This is a genomic window from Pedobacter nyackensis, from assembly GCF_900176505.1.
Taxonomy (GTDB): Bacteria; Bacteroidota; Bacteroidia; order Sphingobacteriales; family Sphingobacteriaceae; genus Pedobacter; species Pedobacter nyackensis.
Genome location: NZ_FWYB01000007.1, coordinates 34,409 through 55,164 on the forward strand (window position 1 = coordinate 34,409; position 20,756 = coordinate 55,164).

24 protein-coding genes are annotated in these 20,756 nt (G+C 39.4%); 4 read left to right on the plus strand and 20 right to left on the minus strand.

Annotation, left to right across the window (positions count from 1 at the left end; all coding sequences use genetic code 11):
• Window positions 1-900, plus strand: a complete 900-nt coding sequence (locus B9A18_RS13730; protein ID WP_084289900.1) for a WD40 repeat domain-containing protein — start codon at window positions 1-3, stop codon at window positions 898-900.
• A gap of 3 nt (window positions 901-903) precedes the next feature.
• Here B9A18_RS13730 and B9A18_RS13735 read toward each other — a convergent pair whose 3' ends face one another.
• Window positions 904-1,686 (minus strand): C40 family peptidase, encoded by a 783-nt coding sequence (locus tag B9A18_RS13735; protein ID WP_084289901.1) that lies wholly within the window; start codon window positions 1,684-1,686, stop codon window positions 904-906.
• A 131-nt stretch (window positions 1,687-1,817) separates the two neighbouring features.
• Here B9A18_RS13735 and B9A18_RS13740 point away from each other — a divergent pair, with 131 nt between their 5' ends.
• Window positions 1,818-2,273 (plus strand): universal stress protein, encoded by a 456-nt coding sequence (locus tag B9A18_RS13740; protein WP_084289902.1) that lies wholly within the window; start codon window positions 1,818-1,820, stop codon window positions 2,271-2,273.
• An 86-nt stretch (window positions 2,274-2,359) separates the two neighbouring features.
• Here the strand turns inward: B9A18_RS13740 and dnaJ are convergent, their stop codons facing one another.
• From dnaJ to B9A18_RS13770, 6 genes are all read right to left on the minus strand, one after another.
• Window positions 2,360-3,529, minus strand: coding sequence for a molecular chaperone DnaJ (gene dnaJ / locus B9A18_RS13745; protein ID WP_084289903.1), 1,170 nt, complete (start codon window positions 3,527-3,529; stop codon window positions 2,360-2,362).
• A 6-nt stretch (window positions 3,530-3,535) separates the two neighbouring features.
• The gene (locus B9A18_RS13750) at window positions 3,536-4,141 is read right to left on the minus strand and encodes a nucleotide exchange factor GrpE (protein ID WP_084289904.1); all 606 of its coding nucleotides are present in this window, start codon (window positions 4,139-4,141) and stop codon (window positions 3,536-3,538) included.
• Between the two features lie 128 nt (window positions 4,142-4,269).
• Window positions 4,270-4,953 carry a cell division ATP-binding protein FtsE gene (locus B9A18_RS13755; RefSeq protein ID WP_084289905.1) on the minus strand — a complete coding sequence of 228 codons (684 nt, stop codon included), beginning with the start codon at window positions 4,951-4,953 and terminating at the stop codon, window positions 4,270-4,272.
• Between the two features lie 2 nt (window positions 4,954-4,955).
• Window positions 4,956-5,159, minus strand: a complete 204-nt coding sequence (locus B9A18_RS13760; RefSeq protein WP_084289906.1) for a fructose-6-phosphate aldolase — start codon at window positions 5,157-5,159, stop codon at window positions 4,956-4,958.
• Between the two features lie 91 nt (window positions 5,160-5,250).
• Entirely contained in the window at window positions 5,251-7,137 is a 1,887-nt protein-coding gene (locus B9A18_RS13765; RefSeq protein ID WP_144009502.1) for a T9SS type B sorting domain-containing protein, read from the minus strand.
• A 114-nt stretch (window positions 7,138-7,251) separates the two neighbouring features.
• A complete protein-coding gene (locus tag B9A18_RS13770) occupies window positions 7,252-8,271 on the minus strand; it encodes an acyl-CoA reductase (RefSeq protein WP_084289908.1) in 1,020 nt (339 codons plus the stop codon).
• 77 nt (window positions 8,272-8,348) lie between these two features.
• Between B9A18_RS13770 and B9A18_RS13775 the strand changes: the two genes are divergently transcribed.
• Entirely contained in the window at window positions 8,349-8,699 is a 351-nt protein-coding gene (locus B9A18_RS13775) for a 4Fe-4S dicluster domain-containing protein (RefSeq protein WP_084289909.1), read from the plus strand.
• A 48-nt stretch (window positions 8,700-8,747) separates the two neighbouring features.
• Window positions 8,748-9,722, plus strand: coding sequence for a Ppx/GppA phosphatase family protein (locus tag B9A18_RS13780; protein ID WP_235005324.1), 975 nt, complete (start codon window positions 8,748-8,750; stop codon window positions 9,720-9,722).
• On the opposite strand, the gene B9A18_RS13785 is transcribed toward B9A18_RS13780, so the two are convergent.
• From B9A18_RS13785 to B9A18_RS13845, 13 genes are all read right to left on the minus strand, one after another.
• Entirely contained in the window at window positions 9,711-10,292 is a 582-nt protein-coding gene (locus tag B9A18_RS13785; RefSeq protein ID WP_235005325.1) for a Maf family protein, read from the minus strand. The genes B9A18_RS13780 and B9A18_RS13785 overlap by 12 nt on opposite strands.
• 86 nt (window positions 10,293-10,378) lie before the next feature.
• Complete coding sequence (locus tag B9A18_RS13790; protein WP_084289910.1) at window positions 10,379-10,789, minus strand: Spy/CpxP family protein refolding chaperone; 411 nt, start codon at window positions 10,787-10,789, stop codon at window positions 10,379-10,381.
• A gap of 116 nt (window positions 10,790-10,905) precedes the next feature.
• Window positions 10,906-11,433: a KdsC family phosphatase gene (locus B9A18_RS13795; RefSeq protein ID WP_084289911.1), complete on the minus strand. Its 528-nt coding sequence runs from the start codon at window positions 11,431-11,433 to the stop codon at window positions 10,906-10,908.
• A gap of 3 nt (window positions 11,434-11,436) precedes the next feature.
• Entirely contained in the window at window positions 11,437-11,679 is a 243-nt protein-coding gene (iscX, locus tag B9A18_RS13800; protein WP_084289912.1) for a Fe-S cluster assembly protein IscX, read from the minus strand.
• A gap of 25 nt (window positions 11,680-11,704) precedes the next feature.
• Window positions 11,705-12,037 carry a 2Fe-2S iron-sulfur cluster-binding protein gene (locus B9A18_RS13805; RefSeq protein ID WP_084289913.1) on the minus strand — a complete coding sequence of 111 codons (333 nt, stop codon included), beginning with the start codon at window positions 12,035-12,037 and terminating at the stop codon, window positions 11,705-11,707.
• A gap of 41 nt (window positions 12,038-12,078) precedes the next feature.
• Window positions 12,079-12,837 (minus strand): Rossmann-like and DUF2520 domain-containing protein, encoded by a 759-nt coding sequence (locus B9A18_RS13810; RefSeq protein WP_084289914.1) that lies wholly within the window; start codon window positions 12,835-12,837, stop codon window positions 12,079-12,081.
• A 79-nt stretch (window positions 12,838-12,916) separates the two neighbouring features.
• Window positions 12,917-15,385 (minus strand): heme lyase CcmF/NrfE family subunit, encoded by a 2,469-nt coding sequence (locus B9A18_RS13815; protein WP_084289915.1) that lies wholly within the window; start codon window positions 15,383-15,385, stop codon window positions 12,917-12,919.
• A 5-nt stretch (window positions 15,386-15,390) separates the two neighbouring features.
• The gene (locus B9A18_RS13820) at window positions 15,391-15,822 is read right to left on the minus strand and encodes a cytochrome c maturation protein CcmE domain-containing protein (protein WP_084289916.1); all 432 of its coding nucleotides are present in this window, start codon (window positions 15,820-15,822) and stop codon (window positions 15,391-15,393) included.
• A 180-nt stretch (window positions 15,823-16,002) separates the two neighbouring features.
• Window positions 16,003-17,424, minus strand: coding sequence for a Glu/Leu/Phe/Val family dehydrogenase (locus tag B9A18_RS13825; RefSeq protein ID WP_084289917.1), 1,422 nt, complete (start codon window positions 17,422-17,424; stop codon window positions 16,003-16,005).
• Window positions 17,425-17,573: 149 nt separating this feature from the next.
• A complete protein-coding gene (locus B9A18_RS13830; protein ID WP_200816363.1) occupies window positions 17,574-17,792 on the minus strand; it encodes a CcmD family protein in 219 nt (72 codons plus the stop codon).
• 2 nt (window positions 17,793-17,794) lie between these two features.
• A complete protein-coding gene (ccsA, locus tag B9A18_RS13835) occupies window positions 17,795-18,454 on the minus strand; it encodes a cytochrome c biogenesis protein CcsA (RefSeq protein WP_084289919.1) in 660 nt (219 codons plus the stop codon).
• A gap of 84 nt (window positions 18,455-18,538) precedes the next feature.
• Complete coding sequence (locus B9A18_RS13840) at window positions 18,539-19,198, minus strand: heme exporter protein CcmB (protein ID WP_084289920.1); 660 nt, start codon at window positions 19,196-19,198, stop codon at window positions 18,539-18,541.
• A 15-nt stretch (window positions 19,199-19,213) separates the two neighbouring features.
• The gene (locus tag B9A18_RS13845; RefSeq protein ID WP_084289921.1) at window positions 19,214-20,596 is read right to left on the minus strand and encodes a polysaccharide lyase 6 family protein; all 1,383 of its coding nucleotides are present in this window, start codon (window positions 20,594-20,596) and stop codon (window positions 19,214-19,216) included.
• Window positions 20,597-20,756 lie beyond the last annotated feature (160 nt).

Sequence of the window (20,756 nt, forward strand, 5' to 3'; positions counted from 1 at the left end):
ATGATCACACACCTACACACCCTTAGCGGTCACCAGAACCCAATTTATGCCCTGGCCAACTCAAACAAGGAAGATGCTTTTTTTAGTGCTGGTAACGATAAGGGAGTAGTAGAGTGGTCGTTGAATACCATGTCATTTGTAAAGATCCTGGTGCCTGTGCAAAGTTCAGTATATGCTTTACACACTTATCAGGATTTACTTTTCATTGCCCAAAGAAGCGGACTGATCATGGTTTTCGACCTTTTAGAGCAGAAAGTAAAAGCGACATTAAGCTTTCACCAAAAGGGTGTTTTCGATGTAAAGACTATTGAACATAAGCATGAAATTATAACTACAGGCGAAGATGGGACGGTGGCTGTATGGTCATTAAAAGACTTCTCATTGCTGTATAATTTTCCTGTAATACAGAATACCGTACGCACAATTGCCATCAGCAATAATGAGAAAGAAGTGGCACTGGGTTGTAAAGACGGTATCATCAGAGTATATAATTCCGATGATTATGTACTGATCAAAGAATTAGCCGGACACAAATTTGCTGTTACGGCTTTGCAGTATTCGCCTAATGGTACTTATCTTATTTCAGGTAGCAGAGATGCACAGTTGAAAGTATGGGGCCTGCCGGATTACAATTTAAAAGAAAGTGTGCCCGCACATATGTTTAGTGTTTATGCTATAGCTTTCCATCCTACACTGCCCTATTTTGCGACTTGCAGTCAGGATAAAAGTATTAAACTATGGGACAGTGAGAGTTTTAAACTCTACAAAATCCTGAGTTTAGAGAAAAACACACCGGGGCACTTCCACTCTATCAATAAAATGATCTGGAGCAGGAACGGCAAATATCTGATTTCAACAGGTGATGACAGACAGGTAATGGTATGGGAGTTTACCGCTTAAAAACTATACAAAACGCTTAACAATCCGCAAGTTATGGGTATACTTCCCTAGTTCAGCGTTATAAATCCCCTGGCTATCCATTGGGTCTATCCTTACTTTTCCTGATGCATGGATGATCTCATTTGCGTTAAGCATCATTCCCACATGGGTGATCCGACCTTCACTATTGTCGAAAAAAGCTAAATCTCCTGCTTGTACTTCCGGTAAAAAGTCTACCACTTCTCCTTCTTCCGCTTGCTGCCAGGCATCTCTTTTCAATTTTAAACCATTCAGCTTAAATACAATTTGCACAAAGCCTGAGCAGTCTATCCCAAACGTGGTTTTTCCACCCCATAAGTAAGGCGCATTTCGAAAGAATAATGCGGTATCTATTAATTCATCTACATCAACCTCTGGATTTAGTACATGAGCGGAAAATGAAACCTCGAATTTTTCATCACCCAGGTAACAATGCTTATCCGCATAAGCCGGCAGATTACTGCCCGGAGATAAGTAATATTTACTACCATCGGCTGCAATAATTGTATTTACCGTCTGCGCCGGCGCCATATGGTTGCAATCCTGGTTTCTAACAAATTGCTCATGGTTAAGGCTGGCTAATTGTTTATAATCCATCCACCCTTCGTAACCGTCATACTCATTGCGAACAAGCCACCACTTATCAGTTTTCTCCAGTATTTCCACATGGTCGCCAAATAATAACTGAGATGATATCTCAGCCTTATCCGACTGTCCCGCTCTTAAAGGTGCTACAGCAACTCTGCAAATCCCAAACTGTTGTTCCATATTGATAAATTCAATGTATAAAATTAAACTTTTATAAGGTTAATTTGTTATGTACAAGGTTATCATTTATTTTTAATTATGTAAATTATTGCAAATGATGACATTGAATTAACCCTTTAAAACAAACACCCATGAACCTCAAAAAGATTTTAATTGCTGTAGATAACAGTACCTGTTCAGAAAAAGCAGCCAAAACAGGTTACGAACTGGCAAAAACCTTTGGTGCAGAGGTTGCACTGGTAAATATTATCGAGCCGATACCTGCCAATATTAATCCGGATGTAACCCTGGCTCCTGTTTTCCTGGAAGCTTATGATAACAGCGAAGAAAACAGCCATATTCTATTAAAAGAAATAGAAGCTAAATTTAGTCAGGGCGTGCCAACAACCTACCTAAGTGTAATTGATAGTGCAGCACATGGGATCATCAAACAATCGGACGAATGGGGATCCAATTTAATCGTTATAGGAACCTACGGACGCACGGGCATATACCATTTCCTGATGGGAAGTGTAGCCGAACACGTAGCCAGAAAATCAGCCTGTCCTGTCCTGATCATACCTAATAAATACGAAGAGAAGCCCTAACAAAAGATACCTGTAACTACAGCAACGTACTGCATAAAAAAAGCCAGCTCCATTAATTGGGCTGGCTTTTTATATTTATTAATTAATTATTCAAAATACTCTTTCATCTTTTCGAAGAAGCTCTTATCGTTCTTACCCGGTTGAGGTTTGAAGTTTGGAGATTCTCTTAATCTTTCTAAAATACTTCTTTCTTCAGTACTTAAAGCCTTAGGTGTCCATATGTTAACATGAATAATCTCATCACCGCGATGGTAAGAATTGATTTCAGGAATACCTTTACCTTTTAAACGCAATAGCTTTCCGCTTTGAGTACCTGGTTCTATTTTGATTTTTGCTTTACCGTCAATAGTTGGCACTTCAGCACTATAACCTAAAGCTGCATCAATAATAGATACATGTAAGTCGTAAACCACGTTGTTTCCTTCGCGTTTCAATGTTTCGTGAGGAATCTCTTCAATTAATATGATCAGATCACCCGGAATACCACCACTAGGGGCTGCATTTCCTTTTCCACTCATGCTTAGTTGCATGCCGTCACTAACACCAGCCGGGATATTGATCGTAATGGTTTCTTCACCTCTTACGATACCTTCACCATGGCATGAACCACATTTCGCTGTGATTTGAGATCCACTTCCATTACAAGTAGGGCAAGTTGAAGTTGTTTGCATTTGTCCCAATATCGTATTGGTTACTCTGCGCACTGCACCACTTCCACCACAAGTTTTACAGGTACTTACCGATGAACGGTCTTTAGCACCACTACCATCGCAGCTTTTACAAGTAATCTGCTTGTTTACTTTGATTTTTTTCTCAGTACCGTTGGCAATTTCTTCGAGTGTAAGTTTTACTTTAATGCGCAGGTTAGTACCTTTTACTACCCTTCTGCCACTACGTTGCTGGCCACCGCCAAAGAAGCTCTCAAAAGGACTGCCGCCGCCACCTCCTGAACCAAAGATATCACCAAACTGGCTAAAGATATCTTCCATGTTCATTCCGCCACCGCCGTAACCACCGCCGCTAGACGCACCACCAACACCGGCATGACCATAATGATCATAACGTTGTTTCTTTTCAGGATTACTTAAAACTTCATAAGCCTCAGCTGCTTCCTTAAATTTATCTTCAGCAGATTTATCATCCGGATTTTTATCCGGGTGAAACTTAATGGCTAGTTTACGATAAGCCTTTTTAATCTCGTCAGCAGATGTGTTTCTGGATACACCAAGCACATCATAATAATCTCTCTTACTCATAAAATATTAACTACCTACTACAACTTTGGCAAAGCGAATAACTTTGTCATTTAAGGTATATCCTTTTTCCAATTCGTCCATTACTTTCCCTTTCATCTCCTCATTTGGAGCAGGGATTTTAGTAATAGCTTCATGGAAATCCGTATCAAAAACAGTATTGATACTTTCTATTTCTTTAAGACCTTTCTGGCCTAATGAATTCTTTAATTTGTGATGTACCAACTTGATACCCTCACGAATAGCATTAACGTCAGTAGCATTTTCAGTAGCTTTATTCGCTCTGTCAAAATCATCCAATACATCTAATAAAGACACAATTACATCTTTACCAGCCGTTTGTAACAATTCTACACGTTCCTTTTGGGTACGGCGTTTATAGTTATCGAACTCTGCAAATAAGCGTAAGTATTTATCATTTAAAGCAGCATTTTCTTGTTGCAGTTTTTCTTCTGCAGACAATTCCGGTGCAACTTCTTCCTTCTCTTCAGTAGCTTCTGTATTCGCTTCTTTTGTGTCATCTATCAATTGATCTTCAGCATTAATTTCTGCTGCAGGGTCTTGATTTTGCATAGTCGTATCTTCGTTATTGTGTTTTTTCTTCTTGCTAAACATAGTATAGTAGAATTTTTGGTTATAAACTCAAAAGGTTTGCCAATAGGAAATATCCGTCATGCTGTCAGTTTTAATTGAAAAACAGGTAACAGAATGTCCGAATAATAAAATTTTGTCAGAGAATGGAACTATACAATCTGCGCATCTTCGTGAACAATGCCACTCTCGCATTTAATAATCCTCGAAGGAAACGTTCTGATGATATGATAATCATGAGTAGCTACTAAAACGGCCGTTCCGCTTTGACTAATCTGCTTCAACAGCGTTACAATTTCTTCGGATGTATCCGGATCTAAGTTCCCCGTTGGTTCATCGGCAAGGATGATTTCCGGATTATTTAACAAAGCGCGGGCAATAACCACACGTTGTTGCTCACCACCTGAAAGCTCATGTGGCATTTTTTTAATTTTTGAGCGCAGTCCCACTTTTTCCAATACATCTTTGATACGCTCAGTGATCAGATTCTTATCTGTCCAGCCTGTTGCCTTAAGCACAAATTCTAAGTTTTTGTCAACTGTTCTGTCTGTCAGCAATTGAAAATCCTGAAACACAATACCCAGTTTTCTGCGTAAAAAAGGGACTTCCTTATTGCTCAGCTTCTTTAAGTCAAAACCAGCTACTTGTCCTTCGCCATTACCAATATGCAGATCACCATAGATGATTTTAAGCAAACTACTTTTTCCAGAACCTGTCTGACCGATTAAAAAAACGAATTCACCTTTATCGATATTTAAGTTCACGCTCGACAAAACCAGATGTTTTTGCTGAAATACATCTACATTTTTTAAATTTATAACTGTGCTTCCTGTCATGTTTAGATCTCTAATTTAGCAATTTGTCCGAAAGGCAAATCATTTACAAAATTCATAATGTATGGCAGTTTATCGCCCAATCCTAATTTATCTAATGATTTATCAGGTCTGTCTACCCTAAAATAAGCCAGCAAAGTGAATTTATCATCCCTCAACTGCACATAATCCGGAATCTTGGCAATGCCTTTTACTTTAATAACATACATTGTTCAAAAATAGTATTTCAAATTGAAACCATCATGATTTTTCAGATTACAATTGAAATGAATATAAAATCATGATAGCTTAATGCGTTATTTATCTGATAACCATTAATGATCCGGAGAGGGGTTTTAGTCCGGGTTCCAGGTAGATCATATAATAATATACACCTACAGGTACTTCTTCCTGACCACGTTTTCCATTCCAGGCAATTTCATTTCCGGAGCCTTCAAATACGAGCTGCCCATACCGGTTCATCACCTTTACCTTAGGTTTGGTATAGGTATCAATGGCTACAATATTCCATAGATCATTAATACCGTCGCCATTTGGACTAAAAGCGCTGGGCACAATCAGTTTGTCGTAAACTTTAACAAAGACTTCGTCACTTCTGCTGATGCAGCCGCTGCTGGAAACGATATTTAAGGTATAGGTAGTGCTGACCGCTGGGCTGGCAATCGGATTTAGTTTTGTAGGGTCATCAAGGTAGATAGCTGGAGTCCAGAATGTTCGATCGATATTTTCGCCCATGGCCTGGCCATTAAGCTTTGCCGAATTTCCTTTGATGATTTTTTGGTCTGCCCCGGCATCTGCCAATAGCTCTTTTATTACGTTTACGGTTACCTGCGCCTGAGATTCGCAAAGGCCATTGGAAACAAACACCGTATATGTAGTCGTTTCTGTGGGCGTGGCAACTGGATCCGGAATGTCTGTAGCCGATAAACCCGTAGCAGGTAACCAACGGTAGGCTATGCCGCCACTGGCATTTAATGCAACGGATGTGCCTTTACAAATAGGGACAATGGCATCTATCCTGGCAGTTGGACCGGGGATTATGGTAACTTCAACTTGCGCACTTGCCTGACATCCTGCATCATTACTTATCGTAATATTGTAAGTGCCAGCCATATCAGCAGTAGCATTAGGGATAATGGGCGAACGCTCCTCAGAATTGAAGTTATTGGGTCCGGTCCACTTGTAAGTACTGGCTTCATTTACTGATAAATTGATTGGAGCTCCTATACAAACTGCTAACGGTGTGTTCACTATCGGGATAGGCAGGGGAACTACATTGAGCTCAAATTCGGGTGAATTGGCGCGACAGTTTGGCGAATTGATGTTGCCTTGTTCTGCTACCAGTAGTCTGTATTTATAACGCCCGACCAGTGCATTGTTGAAATGCTTTGTAAAATGGTTTGTTGTTTCTGCTGGCAGGTCCTGCCATATGCCATTCACATCCAGTTCCTGCCAAAGGTATTCCGTATTTGTATATACGCCCGAAGTTACTTCTGCCGACAAAAGGAGGTCCCTGGTGTCGCCCACACATATTGTTTTGCTTGGCGTGACAGCATTATCAATAGAAGGAATGATTACGGGGCCGCATGGACTAAAAGTGATGTCATCTATAGCGATGTCATTCCCCGTGCCGCCAGGGCCATTATTCCGAATTCTGATGATAATGTTATTTACATCGGAAGGAGTTTTAAATAGGAATCCCCGCTGGAGCCAGTCAGTCGCAGATCCTTCAGCAATATCACCGGTGTTATAAGTAAAGGTTTCCTGTTCTGTTACTATGGTAAAGGTGAGGTTTGGCTTTTTTCCGCTGTACGTAAGCAGGTTGATTAGCCAGGCAGCAAATTGATAGGTGGTATTCGGACAAAGATTCGGTACGGGGGCTTCGTAAAAAACGCTTGGATTATCAGATGCATTGATAACCATCATATACCCATCAGGATCGTTAGGGGTATGGTTGCCAATCTGGTGCCAGTTACCTGGGTGCATCCCGTTGGTGGTTTTTGCAATGGTGTACCATCCGTCTGAGGGGGTACTTGTTGCGTTAAACTGAAAGGAGGTTTCGGGAATAGGGCCTCCGCGAGGATCAGCCCCCCTTCCGAAATCAATCTTCCTAATCGGGTCGCCCAAGGCCCCATTACATAAGCTGGTCTGCGCCAAACCAGTCTGCCAGAAGCATACAGATAGCAATATAAAGAGCTTAAAAATTAAACTATTGCGCGTCAAAGTGATTAAATAACTCTTGAATATACCGGGTAAGTTACAATATCGACGGCAATAATTAAATAAAAGTAGCTACTGCTTTTAGAGGCTGTTTAAAAAGTCGACTGTATTCACGTTATCAGCATAATCCCAAAGTTTAGGCGCCTGACTTTGTCCGAATCCCAACACAGCACTATCCAGTTTTAAATCTGCATTACTTACTACGCATTGAATCTCTTCAGCCCTATTCCTCAACTGCTCCTCTAATTGCTCCAGATTGGAATAAGTTTCATAATACAAAACAGCCAGAGGCGATGAAAGCCTTTCACCCTCTGTTAACAATAAAAAGCCATTGTCGTAATGATGCTTAAGATTTACCAGGTAGATCGATTTATTGTAATCGTAATTATTGTTGTATTTGAAATGATTAATGATCTCTTTAAAACTTTCTATAGGCTCAAAGAAGTTTTTAATGTCGTAGTCTTCCGGAATATAAAGTTTAGATACGTTTCTGCATCCTAAACCAAAATAATCAAATATATCATGCCCCAACAACGCCAACTCTTCTTTACTTTCATCCCCAGTAATCACTGCAACGCTGTTTCTGTTTTTTCTGATGATGTTTGGTCCTTTGCCAAAATAAAACTCGAAATATCTGGATGTATTGTTACTTCCTGTAGCAATTACTGCATCAAAATCTTTCAATCGCTCTACATATACTATACGATCTGCCAGAAGTGGTTCAATCCGAACCAGCTCGGCAAGCAAGGCCGGCAGTAATTTATCATCAGCTGATGACAGCTTAATTAAAGCAATGTTTCCTGTGGCCAATACAGAAATAACATCATGAAAGCCTACTAATGGGATGTTACCTGCTAAAATTAAACCTACTTTTTTTGGGCTTTCGCTTACCTTAATGGTCTTAAACCAGGTTACCAGATCTTCCTCATTTAGCATGCTATGTAATGAGTTTAATGCTTTCTCCACCTCAGTTGTGGTAAACCATGCATTGTTATTTGATGCCGATAGAATCAGATTTCTGAACGCTTCGCTGGGTTCAACCATGAAGCTGCTAAGTTTTTTAAATGCAATAATTAGTTTTTCGCTATTAAGGATTGGCATAATTCCAATGATTTTAAAGTTTATGTGTTATATTTGCTGTTGCAAAGTTAAACTTAGCAATAGATATAGACGAAGACATGGCTATTAAAATAACAGACGAATGCATTAACTGCGGAGCATGTGAGCCTGAATGCCCAAATAATGCAATTTACGATGCAGGCACAGCCTGGAGATTTTCTGATGGTACCAACTTAAATGGTATTATTGATTTTGGAGGTAAAGAAATTGACTCAGAAGCTGCACAGGATGCAGGGTCGGACGAAGTTTATTATATCGTTTCCGATAAATGTACAGAATGCAAGGGGTTCCATGATGAGCCTCAATGCGCGGCGGTATGCCCTGTAGATTGTTGCGTTGATGACGAAGATGTTCGTGAAACAGAAGAAGAACTTCTTGCTAAAAAGGCCTGGTTACACCAGGAAAATTAGTCATAAAGATTAAACACAATAAAAAAAGCCGCTTAAGCGGCTTTTTTTATGCAATCTTTTCTAGCTTTAAACACCATATTTTCACAACAAAACCCAAATAAAAATCAAATGACTGCAGCTGTTATCGATCTTGGCACCAATACCTTCCACCTTATTATAGCCGAAATATCCAATTCAGAGGTAAAAGTTCTGTACAAAACGAACGAACCGGTAAGACTAGGCCAAGGTCGTATTAATGATCGGATTATTATTCCGGAAGCCTTCGAACGAGGTATTAAAACCTTGAAGAATTTTAAACTGGAAATTGAAAAACATCATGTAGATGTAGTGAAGGCTACTGCAACTTCTGCCCTGCGCAGCGCCGACAATGGTATCGATTTTGTAAATGCGGCTAAAGAAGAAGCGGAGATTGAAATTGAAGTAATAAGCGGCGATAAAGAAGCTGCCTATATTTTTAATGGTGTTAAAGCTACCGGAGCAATAAAAGAGACTTCATTAATTATGGACATTGGTGGTGGAAGCACCGAGTTCATCATTTGTAATGAAACAGAACTACTTTGGAAAAAAAGCTATAACATCGGCGCTGCCCGATTGATGCAAGCTTATTTTCACTCCGATCCGATGAGTAAACAGGAACAGGATACCATTCACGATCATCTTGAAAAAGAATTGGCCGATTTAAAAACAGCCTGCGCTTTATATCAACCTCAACACTTAGTAGGATCCGCAGGGGCCTTCGAAAGCTTCGCAGGTATGATCGACCCCAATTTAAATTTAAATGCTGTCAAGTCGGCCCCTATTGACCTAAACAGCTATTGGAAACTTACCAACTCGTTGATTGCTTCGACTCACGCAGCGCGTGAAATTATGCCTAACCTGATTGCTTTACGCGTAGATATGATTGTAATCGCCGCATTAATCAGCAATTATGTAATTACCAACTGCAACATTCAAACTTTGAGCCTCTCTACCTATGACTTAAAAATGGGTGTTTTACACCAATTGGCAGCATTAGAAAGTTGATAGCACTTTATAAAGCTTTTCAGTAGGCAGTCCCATTACGTTCGTGTAAGATCCAACAATCTTTTCAACAGCAATAAATCCTATCCAATCCTGAATACCATAAGCACCCGCCTTATCCAGCGGGTTATAATTATTTACATAATGGGCTATTTGTTCAGCCGTAAGCTCATTAAAAAAAACTTCAGTTACATCATAAAACGAGTGGATCTTATCACCATGAGCAACACTAACACCGGTATACACCTGATGATTGGTGCCTGATAGTTTAGTCAGCATTTCTGTTGCATGCTTTGCATCTTCCGGCTTACCCAATATTTCATTATTATAAGCTACAATGGTATCTGCAGTAATCACGATACTACCCTCTCGCTCATCTGCAAAAGCTGAAGCCTTCTTTTCAGCGATATAAACTGCAATTTCAGCGGGCAAAAGATCCTCAGGATAGCTTTCATCAACTTCCTTTAAAACTACTTTAAAATCCAGGTCCATCAATTCCATTAACTCTTGTCTGCGTGGAGATTTTGAAGCCAGTATAATTGGAAACTTTTGCTTGTACATATGCTTATTCATTTTTTTCGGTAGATCTACTTTTGCCGTGGGACAAAAATAATAAAAGCGGCCATAAGCCGCTTTTATTATTTCAAATGTTTTGTAAATTATGATTTAGTCTCAGCAGGCGTACCTTGTCCGGCTCCCCTGCCTCCACGATTTTTCATATTTTCTTTTCTTTCAACCTGCCAAGCCGCAAAAGCTTTTTTCTGCTCATCATTTAACAACGCATTAATTTTTGCATCACTTTCTTCATTGGCTGTTTTCATTTTAGCCATCATAGCTTCTCTGTCGCCTTTGCTTTCCTCACGCATTTTAGTCATTGCTGTAGCCTGATCTAAAAAGATCGCTTTTACTTTGGCTTTCTGATCTTCAGTCAGACTTAACTTTTTGGTCAATTGCGTTGCGTTTCTTTCAGCTCTTTCTTCAGGCGTTGCCATTTTACGCGCGCCATCTTGTGCTTTTGCAAATGTCATTACACTAAATAACAATCCGCAGATAATTAATACTTTTTTCATCTGTTTATACTTGTTTATGGTTATAAGCTATCGTAAGCTCGGAGGTTAGAGACGACAAAGCCTAAATAGGTTTAACCTATTTATGTAACATAATTGTTGCAATAGAAGAATAGGTATTATTTGCCAGAGTCGGCAGCGGATGGGTTCTCATCAAACCACTTTTCCTGTACCCTAAGTACTTTTTCAATAACGTCCCTTACGGCAGTCTTCCCACCGGTATAAGGCGATATATAGTGGCAGATTGCTTTAATCTCAGGAACGGCATCAGCCGGACAGGTAGCCACGCCTACCAGTTTCATCAGGTTAAGATCAGGGATATCATCCCCCATATACAATACTTCGTAATGAGTCATATTGTATTGGGAAAGCAAACTGTTATACACAGCAACCTTATCAGAAACACCCAGAAAGATATTGTTTACACCAAGGCCTTCAAAACGCTTCTGCATAGCCGCGCCTTTCCCTCCTGATATAATACAAACGTGGTAACCACGTTTTACAGCAAGCTGAATAGCATACCCATCTTTGATATTAAAAGTCCGTAAAAATTCGCCCGAATCAGACGCGATGATATCACCGTTGGTTAATACGCCATCAATATCAAAGATGAGGGTTGTAATCTGCTTTAACTGTTCAAGAAACATTTTCTACTTTTGGTTATCTCTCCATTCGTAAACCCAGGCCGACTGGATTTGCTCCAGGTGTCCTTCGCTACTTTCTTCTTTTGTACCTTTAAAATTAGGTATCGACAATACCCATTCTAATAATTCTGTAAACCGGATACGGTATATTTTGGCTTCATTAAAATCATCACCAAACTTCTCATATAATTCCTGAGCGATATCCTCGTGGTCGTTCCAGTATATTGGTAGCGCAAACTTATCCTGCATGTCTTATTTAATTTATCTTTTATAATTAATGGCCTAAAAACTCAGACTGATCCGGTATAGTAACTTCAATATCACCATCGATGATTACACACTGACAACCTAAACGGGAAGTAATCCTTGGCCTTACAGCCCTGTCAATAAAGTCTTCTTCTTTATCTGATATCTCCTGGATATTATCCATTCCCTTACTCACATAAACATGGCAGGTACTGCAACCGCACACACCACCACAGTTGTGCTGTAATTCTATTCCGTGATCAAGGCAGACATCCAAAACAGATTCACCACCTGCTATAGGCAGTTCAATCGTTTCTTTTCCCTGTTCCTCAAAATTTATCTTTAACTTAAAAATACTCATAATTGGTTCAAAAATAAGCACCAAAAACCGCAATTACCTAATTAATGCGTTTTTTTAATGCTATTACTTAAATTTTTATAAATCTCCTGCAAATGTGGCATTCTTTTCAGGAGTTCTTCATGTTTTAATAGTGTCTTTTTATCATTACGAACCGCCGGCCCTGTTTGTACATTCTCAGGAAGTGCTTCCTGTACTTTTACGGCAGTCTCCATTATTAATGGTCGCAGCATCTCAAAATCCAGCTCATTCTTTTTAAGAACCTGGTGACTCAGCTGATAAAGGTGGTTCACAAAATTACAGGCAAAAACACCTGCAACATGTAATATTTCCCTTTTGTTTGTATCTATTTCATAAATTAAGGGACTAAGCTTCATAGCTATCAGCTGTAAAGCGCTCATGTTCTCTTCGCTGTTCGCTTCCAAGCATAAGGGAACATGGATAAAATCTATGGGCTGTGCCTTGGAGAAAGTTTGCAATGGGTAAAATACACCATGGTTCTTATGCCCTTGTAATACTTCCATTCCTGTTGCTCCGGAAGTATGCACCACCATACCATTTATATCTTTCAGGCCTTTAGCTACTTTTTCTATAGCATCGTCCTTTACAGCAATCAGGTATAAATCTGCACGCTTATCAACCGCTTTCAAATCAGTAATAGCCTGAGATCCGGTTTCATTAGCTAATGCCTGTGCATTACTCAGATCTCTACTCCATACCTGGATAATGTCAGCACCATTATCTTTAAAAGCATTAGCCATGTGCGTAGCTACGTTGCCAGAACCTAAACAAACAATCTTCATAGGGATATCATTATTTTAATGGTTACATCAAGCAATCACCAGTATGCCTATTGCCTTTTAAAAGCATACAGCGCCTGTATTAAACTGCTTTAACTTCTTTTTGTCTTCTAAATATAGAAATAAGAAATCCAATAACCATTACAATCGTACCTACCCAATAAAGATTAATATAAGGGAACTCAATTGATTTAAATACAACCCAGTCTTTTGCTTGCTGCGGTTTTTCGTAAACCTGTAATTCAAATTTCTGCTGCTCAGGAAGAACTTTAGTAAACCTCAGTCTTAAGCCCAACTCATCAATGTTACGTGCAAAATCGAATGTGTTGTTTCCTTTGATCAGGAATATAGGTTCGGTTTTATAAATTTTACCGTTCAAATCAATTTCCAGTGGTAAACCAACTGCAAGATCGCCAGGAGCAAGCACTAAACTTTTAGCCTTAGGCTGATTGTTTAAAGCCTTAACGGTAAGGATACCGCTGCTCGTATGCAGGGTGTCACCAACTGCCACATTTACAATCCTTGGGGCTTTATAGTTTTCCTCCTCAGTATGCCCTTCATGATCAGCATGATCATCCTTTTTCTCAGGAGCACTGGTAATGTGGGTATAAATATCATAGGTAAGGTAATGCTTGGTATCTGGAGAGGCAATTAAGCCCATCTTTTCATTAACCTGTACATGCGGATTCAATTCGAAATCCTCTTTTACCTCACCTGTCTTCTCATCAATAACTTTAAAATTCAACTTGTAAAAAGTATTCGGAGCAACCGTAGTATCACTGGTGTAGGTTACTGTATAACGGCCCATCTTTTTAGGCTCATTTTTATACAATACGATATTTTCACCTGGTTTTTCAACCTTCTCAAAATCCTTTACCGGAATAAAGTTAGATACGTTAAGTGAGATCGGTTTGTTTGTAGCCGCGGCAACAAGTGCACCTAAAAGCAACAAGGCAAACCCAATATGCGCTACTGCAGCACCAACCAGTTTACGTTTTCCACCAAATGCCTGTCCCAGTACCTTGGCGTTCGACAAAATAGCGAATACACAACTAAACGTTAACAAGATGTACATCAGATTATGGTAAACACCAGTGATGTATACAAAACCTGCAGTGATGACAACAGAAAACACTAAAGCGGAGATCAGACTGCTGTAAAACTTACGTGGATCAGTTCTTTTGTATTTCATGAACTGCGCAAAGCCGGATATAATCGTAACCAGGATAGCAAATGGAGCCTGCCATTGGTTATAATATTTTATTGCATCAATCGGAGGAGCGAACTTGGTTCCGAAAGCCTGGTTAAATACCGGAACGGAAGTCGAGAATATCACCTGAATACAAGCGACAGTAATCACCAACGCACCAATAAACATCCAGAATTCTCTTGAATAGGTTTCTTCATCCTTATTTGTGATAGGCAATTCCTTCCATCTCACAATCAATAACACAGTAGGGATAGTCAGAAATACCACATTATATAAAATAAGATGCCAGAACATACCTAAATCAGTAAATGAATGCACAGAAGTTTCACCTAAAACACCACTTCTTGTTAAGAAAGATGCGTAAAGCACCAATACAAAACTGATGAACACCAATACGATTGCAGTAAAGAAGGCATGACCCGTATTTTTGAATGCAATCATTACGTGTACACCTGCAATTAAGGTCAGCCATGGAATAATAGAAGCGTTTTCTACCGGATCCCATGCCCAGAAGCCACCAAAGTTTAAGGCTTCATAAGCCCAGAAAGAGCCCATGATAATCCCTGTACCTAATATCATTACCGCAAACAAAGCCCATGGCATAGCAGGTTTAACCCATTCTTTATAGCGTTTTTGCCATAAACCAGCAATTCCGTAAGCAAAAGGAACGATCATACTCGCAAAACCAAGGAATAAGGTTGGCGGGTGGATTACCATCCAGTAATTCTGCAGAAGCGGGTTTAATCCTCTTCCATCAGTAATAAACTTCAGATAGTTTTTATAATTTTCAGGATCCGCAAAAACTACCGGAGCCATGTCTTTTAAATTTACAGCATCTCTAAGCAAGATGAATGGAGAACTACCTAAGCGCTCACCAAAAATCTCAACACCCAATAACATGGACGTTAAAAACACTTGCGAAAAGGCAACAACAGTCATTACCCCATTTTCCCAGGATTTAGCTTTCCAGATCAGCATCAATCCAAGCAATGCTTGCCAGAATGCCCATAACCAGAAACTTCCCTCCTGTCCTTCCCAGAAAGCTGACACTATATAATAGACAGGCAGCTCTTTTGAAGAGTGAGAATAAACGTAATAATACTCGTTATTGTGATTTAAAATCAGGTAGAATAAGGTTACCCCTATACCAATAATACTGGCCCAGTTTACAAAGAATGATATACGACCTATACGTGTCCACGATTGGTCTCCTAGTTCTTTATTTCGTGTAGCAAAGAAATAAGCTATAGTTGAGAGTAAAGAAGCAGCAAATGCCAGAACAATAAAAAGCTGGCCGATTTTACCGGGAAGGAGGTTCTCTCCAATAAATTGTATGTCCATTAAAATTATTTGTAATTTTCTACTGTGCCGTCCTGTTTTTCTACAGTACCGTCCTGTTTAACCTCTACAAGGTCGTTGTTGTATTTAGATGGGCACTTCATTAGTATCTTAGAGGCGTAAAAAGTATCCTTATCCATTTTACCGATCAATACCAGTTTCTCTGAACGTTCAAAATCCTGCGGTTTTGTTCCCGCATAAACCACCTTATTAACTTTCCCCTTTTCGTCTTTCATATGAAACTCAAAGCGGTTTGCATCCTTAAGGGCATCATAGTGCATACCTTGTGATTTTTCCCAATAACCCATTACATGGAATTCTTTAGGATCTTTTGCAGCTTCACTAAAGGTTGAATAGGTATTTGTATCAGCATTAAGACTTACCAGAAAGCCCACACATAACGCTATAGTTATTAAACCAATAATTGCACTTTTTCTCATGGATGTAATAAGTTTTTAAAAGGAAACTTCACAAAGATAAAAATTAAAAGTACCTAAAAACCTCCCCCGGTATTCAAAACGCTTTGATGACAGTTTATTGATAGTTCTCTGACAAATGCGCAAAAAAAATCCGCGATACCTTAAAGATATCGCGGATTTAATGAATTATTTAGCTAAATGTTATGGCCAAACACCAAGATTCATATAAGATACAGCGATCTTATCGATTGAGCCTACAAAAGCTGCAGTTCTCAATGTTTTAATTCCAGCTTTGCTCATCAAAGTCTCTCTGATTTCATGATAAGAGTGAATCATGGTATCTTCTAAACCAGAATTAACCAATTCCAGTTCAGATGCACCTTTAACAATCATCAGACGGTTTTCTGCAGGAATTTTTTTACCAGTAAGGCTTTCCAGGGTATTGATCAGGTTAGCATTAGAGTTTTCAGCATAACGGTTTTCCATACGGCCAAAAGCTACGTGTGAAAGGTTTTTCAACCATTCAAAATAAGAAACCGTAACACCACCAGCATTACAATACATATCAGGGATGATGATACCACCCATTTCAGTGAATACTTCTTCAGCTTCAGGAGTACAAGGTCCGTTCGCACCTTCAGCAATGATTTTTGCTTTGATGTTTCTGATGTTTTCTACAGTGATTTGATTTTCAAGCGCCGCAGGTACCAGGATATCGCATGGCTGCTCTAAACCTTCCATAGAGTTTTTAAACTCAGTAGCACCAGGGAAACCTAAAATTGAACCGGTTAATTTACGGTGAGCAAATACCTCATCGATATTTAAACCATTTGCATTGTAAATAGCACCTTCAAACTCGCAAAGACCTACGATAGTTGCACCAAACTCAGCAAGGAATTTAGCAGCGTGGTAACCCACATTACCTAAACCCTGAACGATAACACGTTTATCACCCAAACCAGCCTTAAGGCCGATTTTCGCCATATCTTCTGCAACCGTTACACATTCTCTTACGGCATAAGCAACACCACGACCGGTAGCTTCCTTACGTCCGCGGATACCATGTAAAGCAATTGGCTTACCGGTAACACAACCCAATGCATCAAGCTGACCAGGGTTCATGGTCATATAAGTATCAGCAATCCAGCTCATCTCACGTTCTCCGGTTCCATAATCAGGAGCGGGAACATCGATACCAGGACCAATAAAGTTCTTTTTAATTAATTCTGTAGTATAGCGACGTGTAATATTCTCCAGTTCGCCAATTGTATAATTCTTAGGGTTGATACAGATACCACCTTTTGCTCCACCAAATGGAACGTTTACAATTGCGCATTTGTAAGTCATCAAAGCCGCAAGAGCCATCACTTCATCCTCATTTACCATGTCGCTGTAACGGATACCACCCTTTGTTGGGTTCATGTGCTGCGAGTGCTCTACACGCCAGGCATCAATTACTTCGAATCCGTTACCTCTACGGATAGGGAACTGGAAACGATAAACACTGTTACAAGCTTTAATTTGTGTTAATAAACCCTCGGGATGAGCAGTAAATTGCGCGGCACTGTCAAAGTTCTTGCAGACATCTGCAAAGAATTTTGTCTCATTTGCTGTATTAGCCATTTTTGTTTTTTATGAATTTGAATTAAGTTCTCAGTTTATGAGTGCAAAATTGCACTAAAAAAAGTGATTAATACAAATCAAAAACAGCTTAGTGTATGCTACACACTACGGCGAATTATGAGCAAAAACAGGGCTTAAATCGTTTAAAATTAGTTTTTGGCTGAAGATTTTTCTTCTAATTTTTTTAATCTTTTTTCTATCGTGAATAAGAAAAAAAGCAAGCCGAACAGAATTAGAACAATACAAGCTACAACAACATAGATTTTCCCTGTAGCATATACGCTTTCGGTTAGTGAAGAATCTCCGTTTTGTGCAAACAATTGAAGTGTTAACATCAACATTAAAAAGGTAACTGAAATTTTCTTCATGACTATATGTTATTGTTTTTTTCTAATGAACGAACTCTGTATAAAATGGTGTAAATCCAATATCCAACCAATATCCAACCCAAACAAGCTGGATAGAATATCGCACGCATACGGCTGTCAAGGTCGTAAGAATTGAATCCCGGGTTCCCTCCATTTCCCGGATGTAATGAATCTGATAAACGTGGCAGTACAAAAAGTAAAACCACCATCATCGGGAAGGCAAATATGTTATAGATAGCTGATATCTTAGCTCTCTTTTGTTCTTCGTCTATCGCATTGCGTAATACCAGATAAGCGAAATACAACAATAAGGCTATTGCTGCAAAGTTCTGTTTCACATCAAAGCTCCATGCTTGTCCCCAGGTAAACTTTGCCCATATGGCTCCCGTAACAATCCCAAGGATGCCATAAACCACGCCAACATTAACACTTTCAACAGCTTTAAGATCATGTTCAGGATTGCTGTTGCTTAAAAACTTTATACTGTGGTATACAGATACACTAAACAATACGATCATTCCGAACCACATAGGAACGTGAAAATAAAGATTTCTTATGCTCTCATGCAAAATAGGCAGCATCGGCACATCAGATAAAAACCCGGCAATAGTTGAGTAAATCACCAACAATGCCCCTAAAATTTTCCACCAGTTCTTATACATTATATACGTTTAATTCGCGCAAAGGTAATAACTGCGTCCTGTATTTTTATCATAAAGATGTAAATGACATCTGGATTACCCTCTCTAATCCCGCCACAGATATGGGAAAAGCAACAATGATACCGCCATAACCAGCACATTGATCACCAACAACATCCCAACCTCGTCCCAGCTTACACTCCTATCCAGCCCGTCAATCGCATTTTTTGTCAGCTTAATCAATACAACCAACACAGGAATTATAACCGGAAAGCCCAGGATAGCCATCAACATTCCACCATTACCGGCTTTAGATGCAATCGCAGAAATCATAGTAAATATAGTCGAAAAACTCAGACTCCCTAAAAGGGTAGCCAAAAGGTACATGGGTAAATCCTGAGGTACCCGACCAAATACCACCATGTGAAAGCTCAGCGCAATAATCGTAAGCACCAGCATCAGTAATACATTATAAACAGTTTTACTGATAATCAATGCGATCGGACTTGCAATGGTATAGATATAAAGGTGCCTGCCTTTACTTTCCTGCAAAAAACTCTTCGAAACTGCGTTTATTGATGCAAAAAGCATAATAATCCAAAACAACGCATTCCAGGTAATGATTTCAATACTTACAAAGGATAAGAAACACACAAACACGGTAGAGACTACATATAACAACACCCCATTTAGGGCATATTTTGAGCGCCACTCCAGCAGCAATTCTTTTTTAACTAAGTGTTTTACCTGGGTACTTAAATTCATTTAGCCGCAAAGATACTATTTCGCCTGATATCCAACTAACGCTGGTGTCAAAATCCTGGCAATAGCAGGATCCTTAGAAATCTGATCTGCACCTACCTGCAATGGCTTCCTACCAACCTGTCCGTCCATATCAACTGTTATCAACGGATAAGTACCAACAGCATTTAAACCAGCGTTCGCACCTGAAAGATGAAAAGTACCGGTAGCATCACGAAGTAATTTCGGATCAACCATTTTATAAGCTCCTTCAGGTATGCTACCCGGACCTTTAACCTTATAAATAACATTGCCCTCCCATTTAGGATTGGCAAAAGGTGCATTGATTACTGCAGCCTCCTCACCTCCCTGTATCAGGTTGTTAGCAATCGTAACATCTGTTGCGCCCAGCCCTACTGGACTTCTTGGCGTTAAAACAATATTCACTTTATTATCAACCAGGGTATTAAAAGCAATTAAAATCCTATCCGGACGGTCGTGAGAAGTCAGTGGCGCTCCATCGGCAACCTCAGCCCCACCATTACCAATGTTTATCGCAGGATTACATTTCTCAAAATAATTACTGTAAATGAGATGGTCGTCGCCAAAAATCCTTAACCCCGGAGTATTGGTGAAATAATTACCATATACCTTATTAAAATTACCATGTCTTAAAGTCATTTGCGCTTTGCAATCGCGCACCATGTTAAAGCGAATGGTAACGGCAGATGATTTAACAGAAAGCAATTCATTCTCCCCTTCACAATTCTCAAACAGGTTAAATTCAAAAATACTATTGCTGGAAGAGAGACTGAAACCACTTAAACCAAACTGCACGGCCTCAGCACCATTTCCGGTTTGCTTAGAAAAGTTATGAAAATAATTATGATGAATCCATAACCGCTCCGCAATCTGCTTGCCTGTCCCCCTAACGCCAATAAACTTGCCTAGCGCGTTTTTATTTTGAAAAGTATTGTAATCAACCTGATGATCATTACCAACTATAGACAGATAATTACCCACACCAACTGTTTCAAAAATATTCCTTGTCCACTGACAGAAGCTGCTTCCTGCCCCTATTTCATTTTTACCCGATGCATTTGTAAACTTAAATCCACGAATAATCACATAAGTAGCAGGACTTTTAATATTTATTCCACCTGTTCCTTTTATTTCTGCTCCGCCGATACTTTCAGCTGTAATGGTAATCGGCTTAGCAACGGTGCCCTGACTTTTTATCACAACATCATCAGTAGTCGTATAAACTCCATTTTTAAGAATAACTACATCACCGGCAACAGCTTTATCAATTGCTGTTTGCAATTCAGGCAGGGATGCTACGATAATAGTTTTAGCAAAACTGCCAGTACTTAGGCATAAAAAAACCAGGAAAGTCAAGGGGCTTAAAAGTTGCTGTTTCATTTGATCAAGTTAGCAGTTATTTACGCATAACTATTCAATTAAATATTCAAACTACTATATGATTCAAGCACCTTTTCATACGTTTTTAATCAATAAAATTTCATTAAAAAATATGGCAGTCTGAAATATTATATATAGCTTTACTATGAAAGCGTTAATT

Coding starts and splice junctions, on each gene's coding strand:
- B9A18_RS13730 (WP_084289900.1), top strand. CDS start 1: ATGATCACACACCTACACACCCTTAGCGGTCACCAGAACCCAATTTAT.
- B9A18_RS13735 (WP_084289901.1), bottom strand. CDS start 1,686: ATGGAACAACAGTTTGGGATTTGCAGAGTTGCTGTAGCACCTTTAAGA.
- B9A18_RS13740 (WP_084289902.1), top strand. CDS start 1,818: ATGAACCTCAAAAAGATTTTAATTGCTGTAGATAACAGTACCTGTTCA.
- dnaJ (WP_084289903.1), bottom strand. CDS start 3,529: ATGAGTAAGAGAGATTATTATGATGTGCTTGGTGTATCCAGAAACACA.
- B9A18_RS13750 (WP_084289904.1), bottom strand. CDS start 4,141: ATGTTTAGCAAGAAGAAAAAACACAATAACGAAGATACGACTATGCAA.
- B9A18_RS13755 (WP_084289905.1), bottom strand. CDS start 4,953: ATGACAGGAAGCACAGTTATAAATTTAAAAAATGTAGATGTATTTCAG.
- B9A18_RS13760 (WP_084289906.1), bottom strand. CDS start 5,159: ATGTATGTTATTAAAGTAAAAGGCATTGCCAAGATTCCGGATTATGTG.
- B9A18_RS13770 (WP_084289908.1), bottom strand. CDS start 8,271: ATGCCAATCCTTAATAGCGAAAAACTAATTATTGCATTTAAAAAACTT.
- B9A18_RS13775 (WP_084289909.1), top strand. CDS start 8,349: ATGGCTATTAAAATAACAGACGAATGCATTAACTGCGGAGCATGTGAG.
- B9A18_RS13780 (WP_235005324.1), top strand. CDS start 8,748: ATGCAATCTTTTCTAGCTTTAAACACCATATTTTCACAACAAAACCCA.
- B9A18_RS13785 (WP_235005325.1), bottom strand. CDS start 10,292: ATGAATAAGCATATGTACAAGCAAAAGTTTCCAATTATACTGGCTTCA.
- B9A18_RS13790 (WP_084289910.1), bottom strand. CDS start 10,789: ATGAAAAAAGTATTAATTATCTGCGGATTGTTATTTAGTGTAATGACA.
- B9A18_RS13795 (WP_084289911.1), bottom strand. CDS start 11,433: ATGTTTCTTGAACAGTTAAAGCAGATTACAACCCTCATCTTTGATATT.
- iscX (WP_084289912.1), bottom strand. CDS start 11,679: ATGCAGGATAAGTTTGCGCTACCAATATACTGGAACGACCACGAGGAT.
- B9A18_RS13805 (WP_084289913.1), bottom strand. CDS start 12,037: ATGAGTATTTTTAAGTTAAAGATAAATTTTGAGGAACAGGGAAAAGAA.
- B9A18_RS13810 (WP_084289914.1), bottom strand. CDS start 12,837: ATGAAGATTGTTTGTTTAGGTTCTGGCAACGTAGCTACGCACATGGCT.
- B9A18_RS13815 (WP_084289915.1), bottom strand. CDS start 15,385: ATGGACATACAATTTATTGGAGAGAACCTCCTTCCCGGTAAAATCGGC.
- B9A18_RS13820 (WP_084289916.1), bottom strand. CDS start 15,822: ATGAGAAAAAGTGCAATTATTGGTTTAATAACTATAGCGTTATGTGTG.
- B9A18_RS13825 (WP_084289917.1), bottom strand. CDS start 17,424: ATGGCTAATACAGCAAATGAGACAAAATTCTTTGCAGATGTCTGCAAG.
- B9A18_RS13830 (WP_200816363.1), bottom strand. CDS start 17,792: ATGAAGAAAATTTCAGTTACCTTTTTAATGTTGATGTTAACACTTCAA.
- ccsA (WP_084289919.1), bottom strand. CDS start 18,454: ATGTATAAGAACTGGTGGAAAATTTTAGGGGCATTGTTGGTGATTTAC.
- B9A18_RS13840 (WP_084289920.1), bottom strand. CDS start 19,198: ATGAATTTAAGTACCCAGGTAAAACACTTAGTTAAAAAAGAATTGCTG.
- B9A18_RS13845 (WP_084289921.1), bottom strand. CDS start 20,596: ATGAAACAGCAACTTTTAAGCCCCTTGACTTTCCTGGTTTTTTTATGC.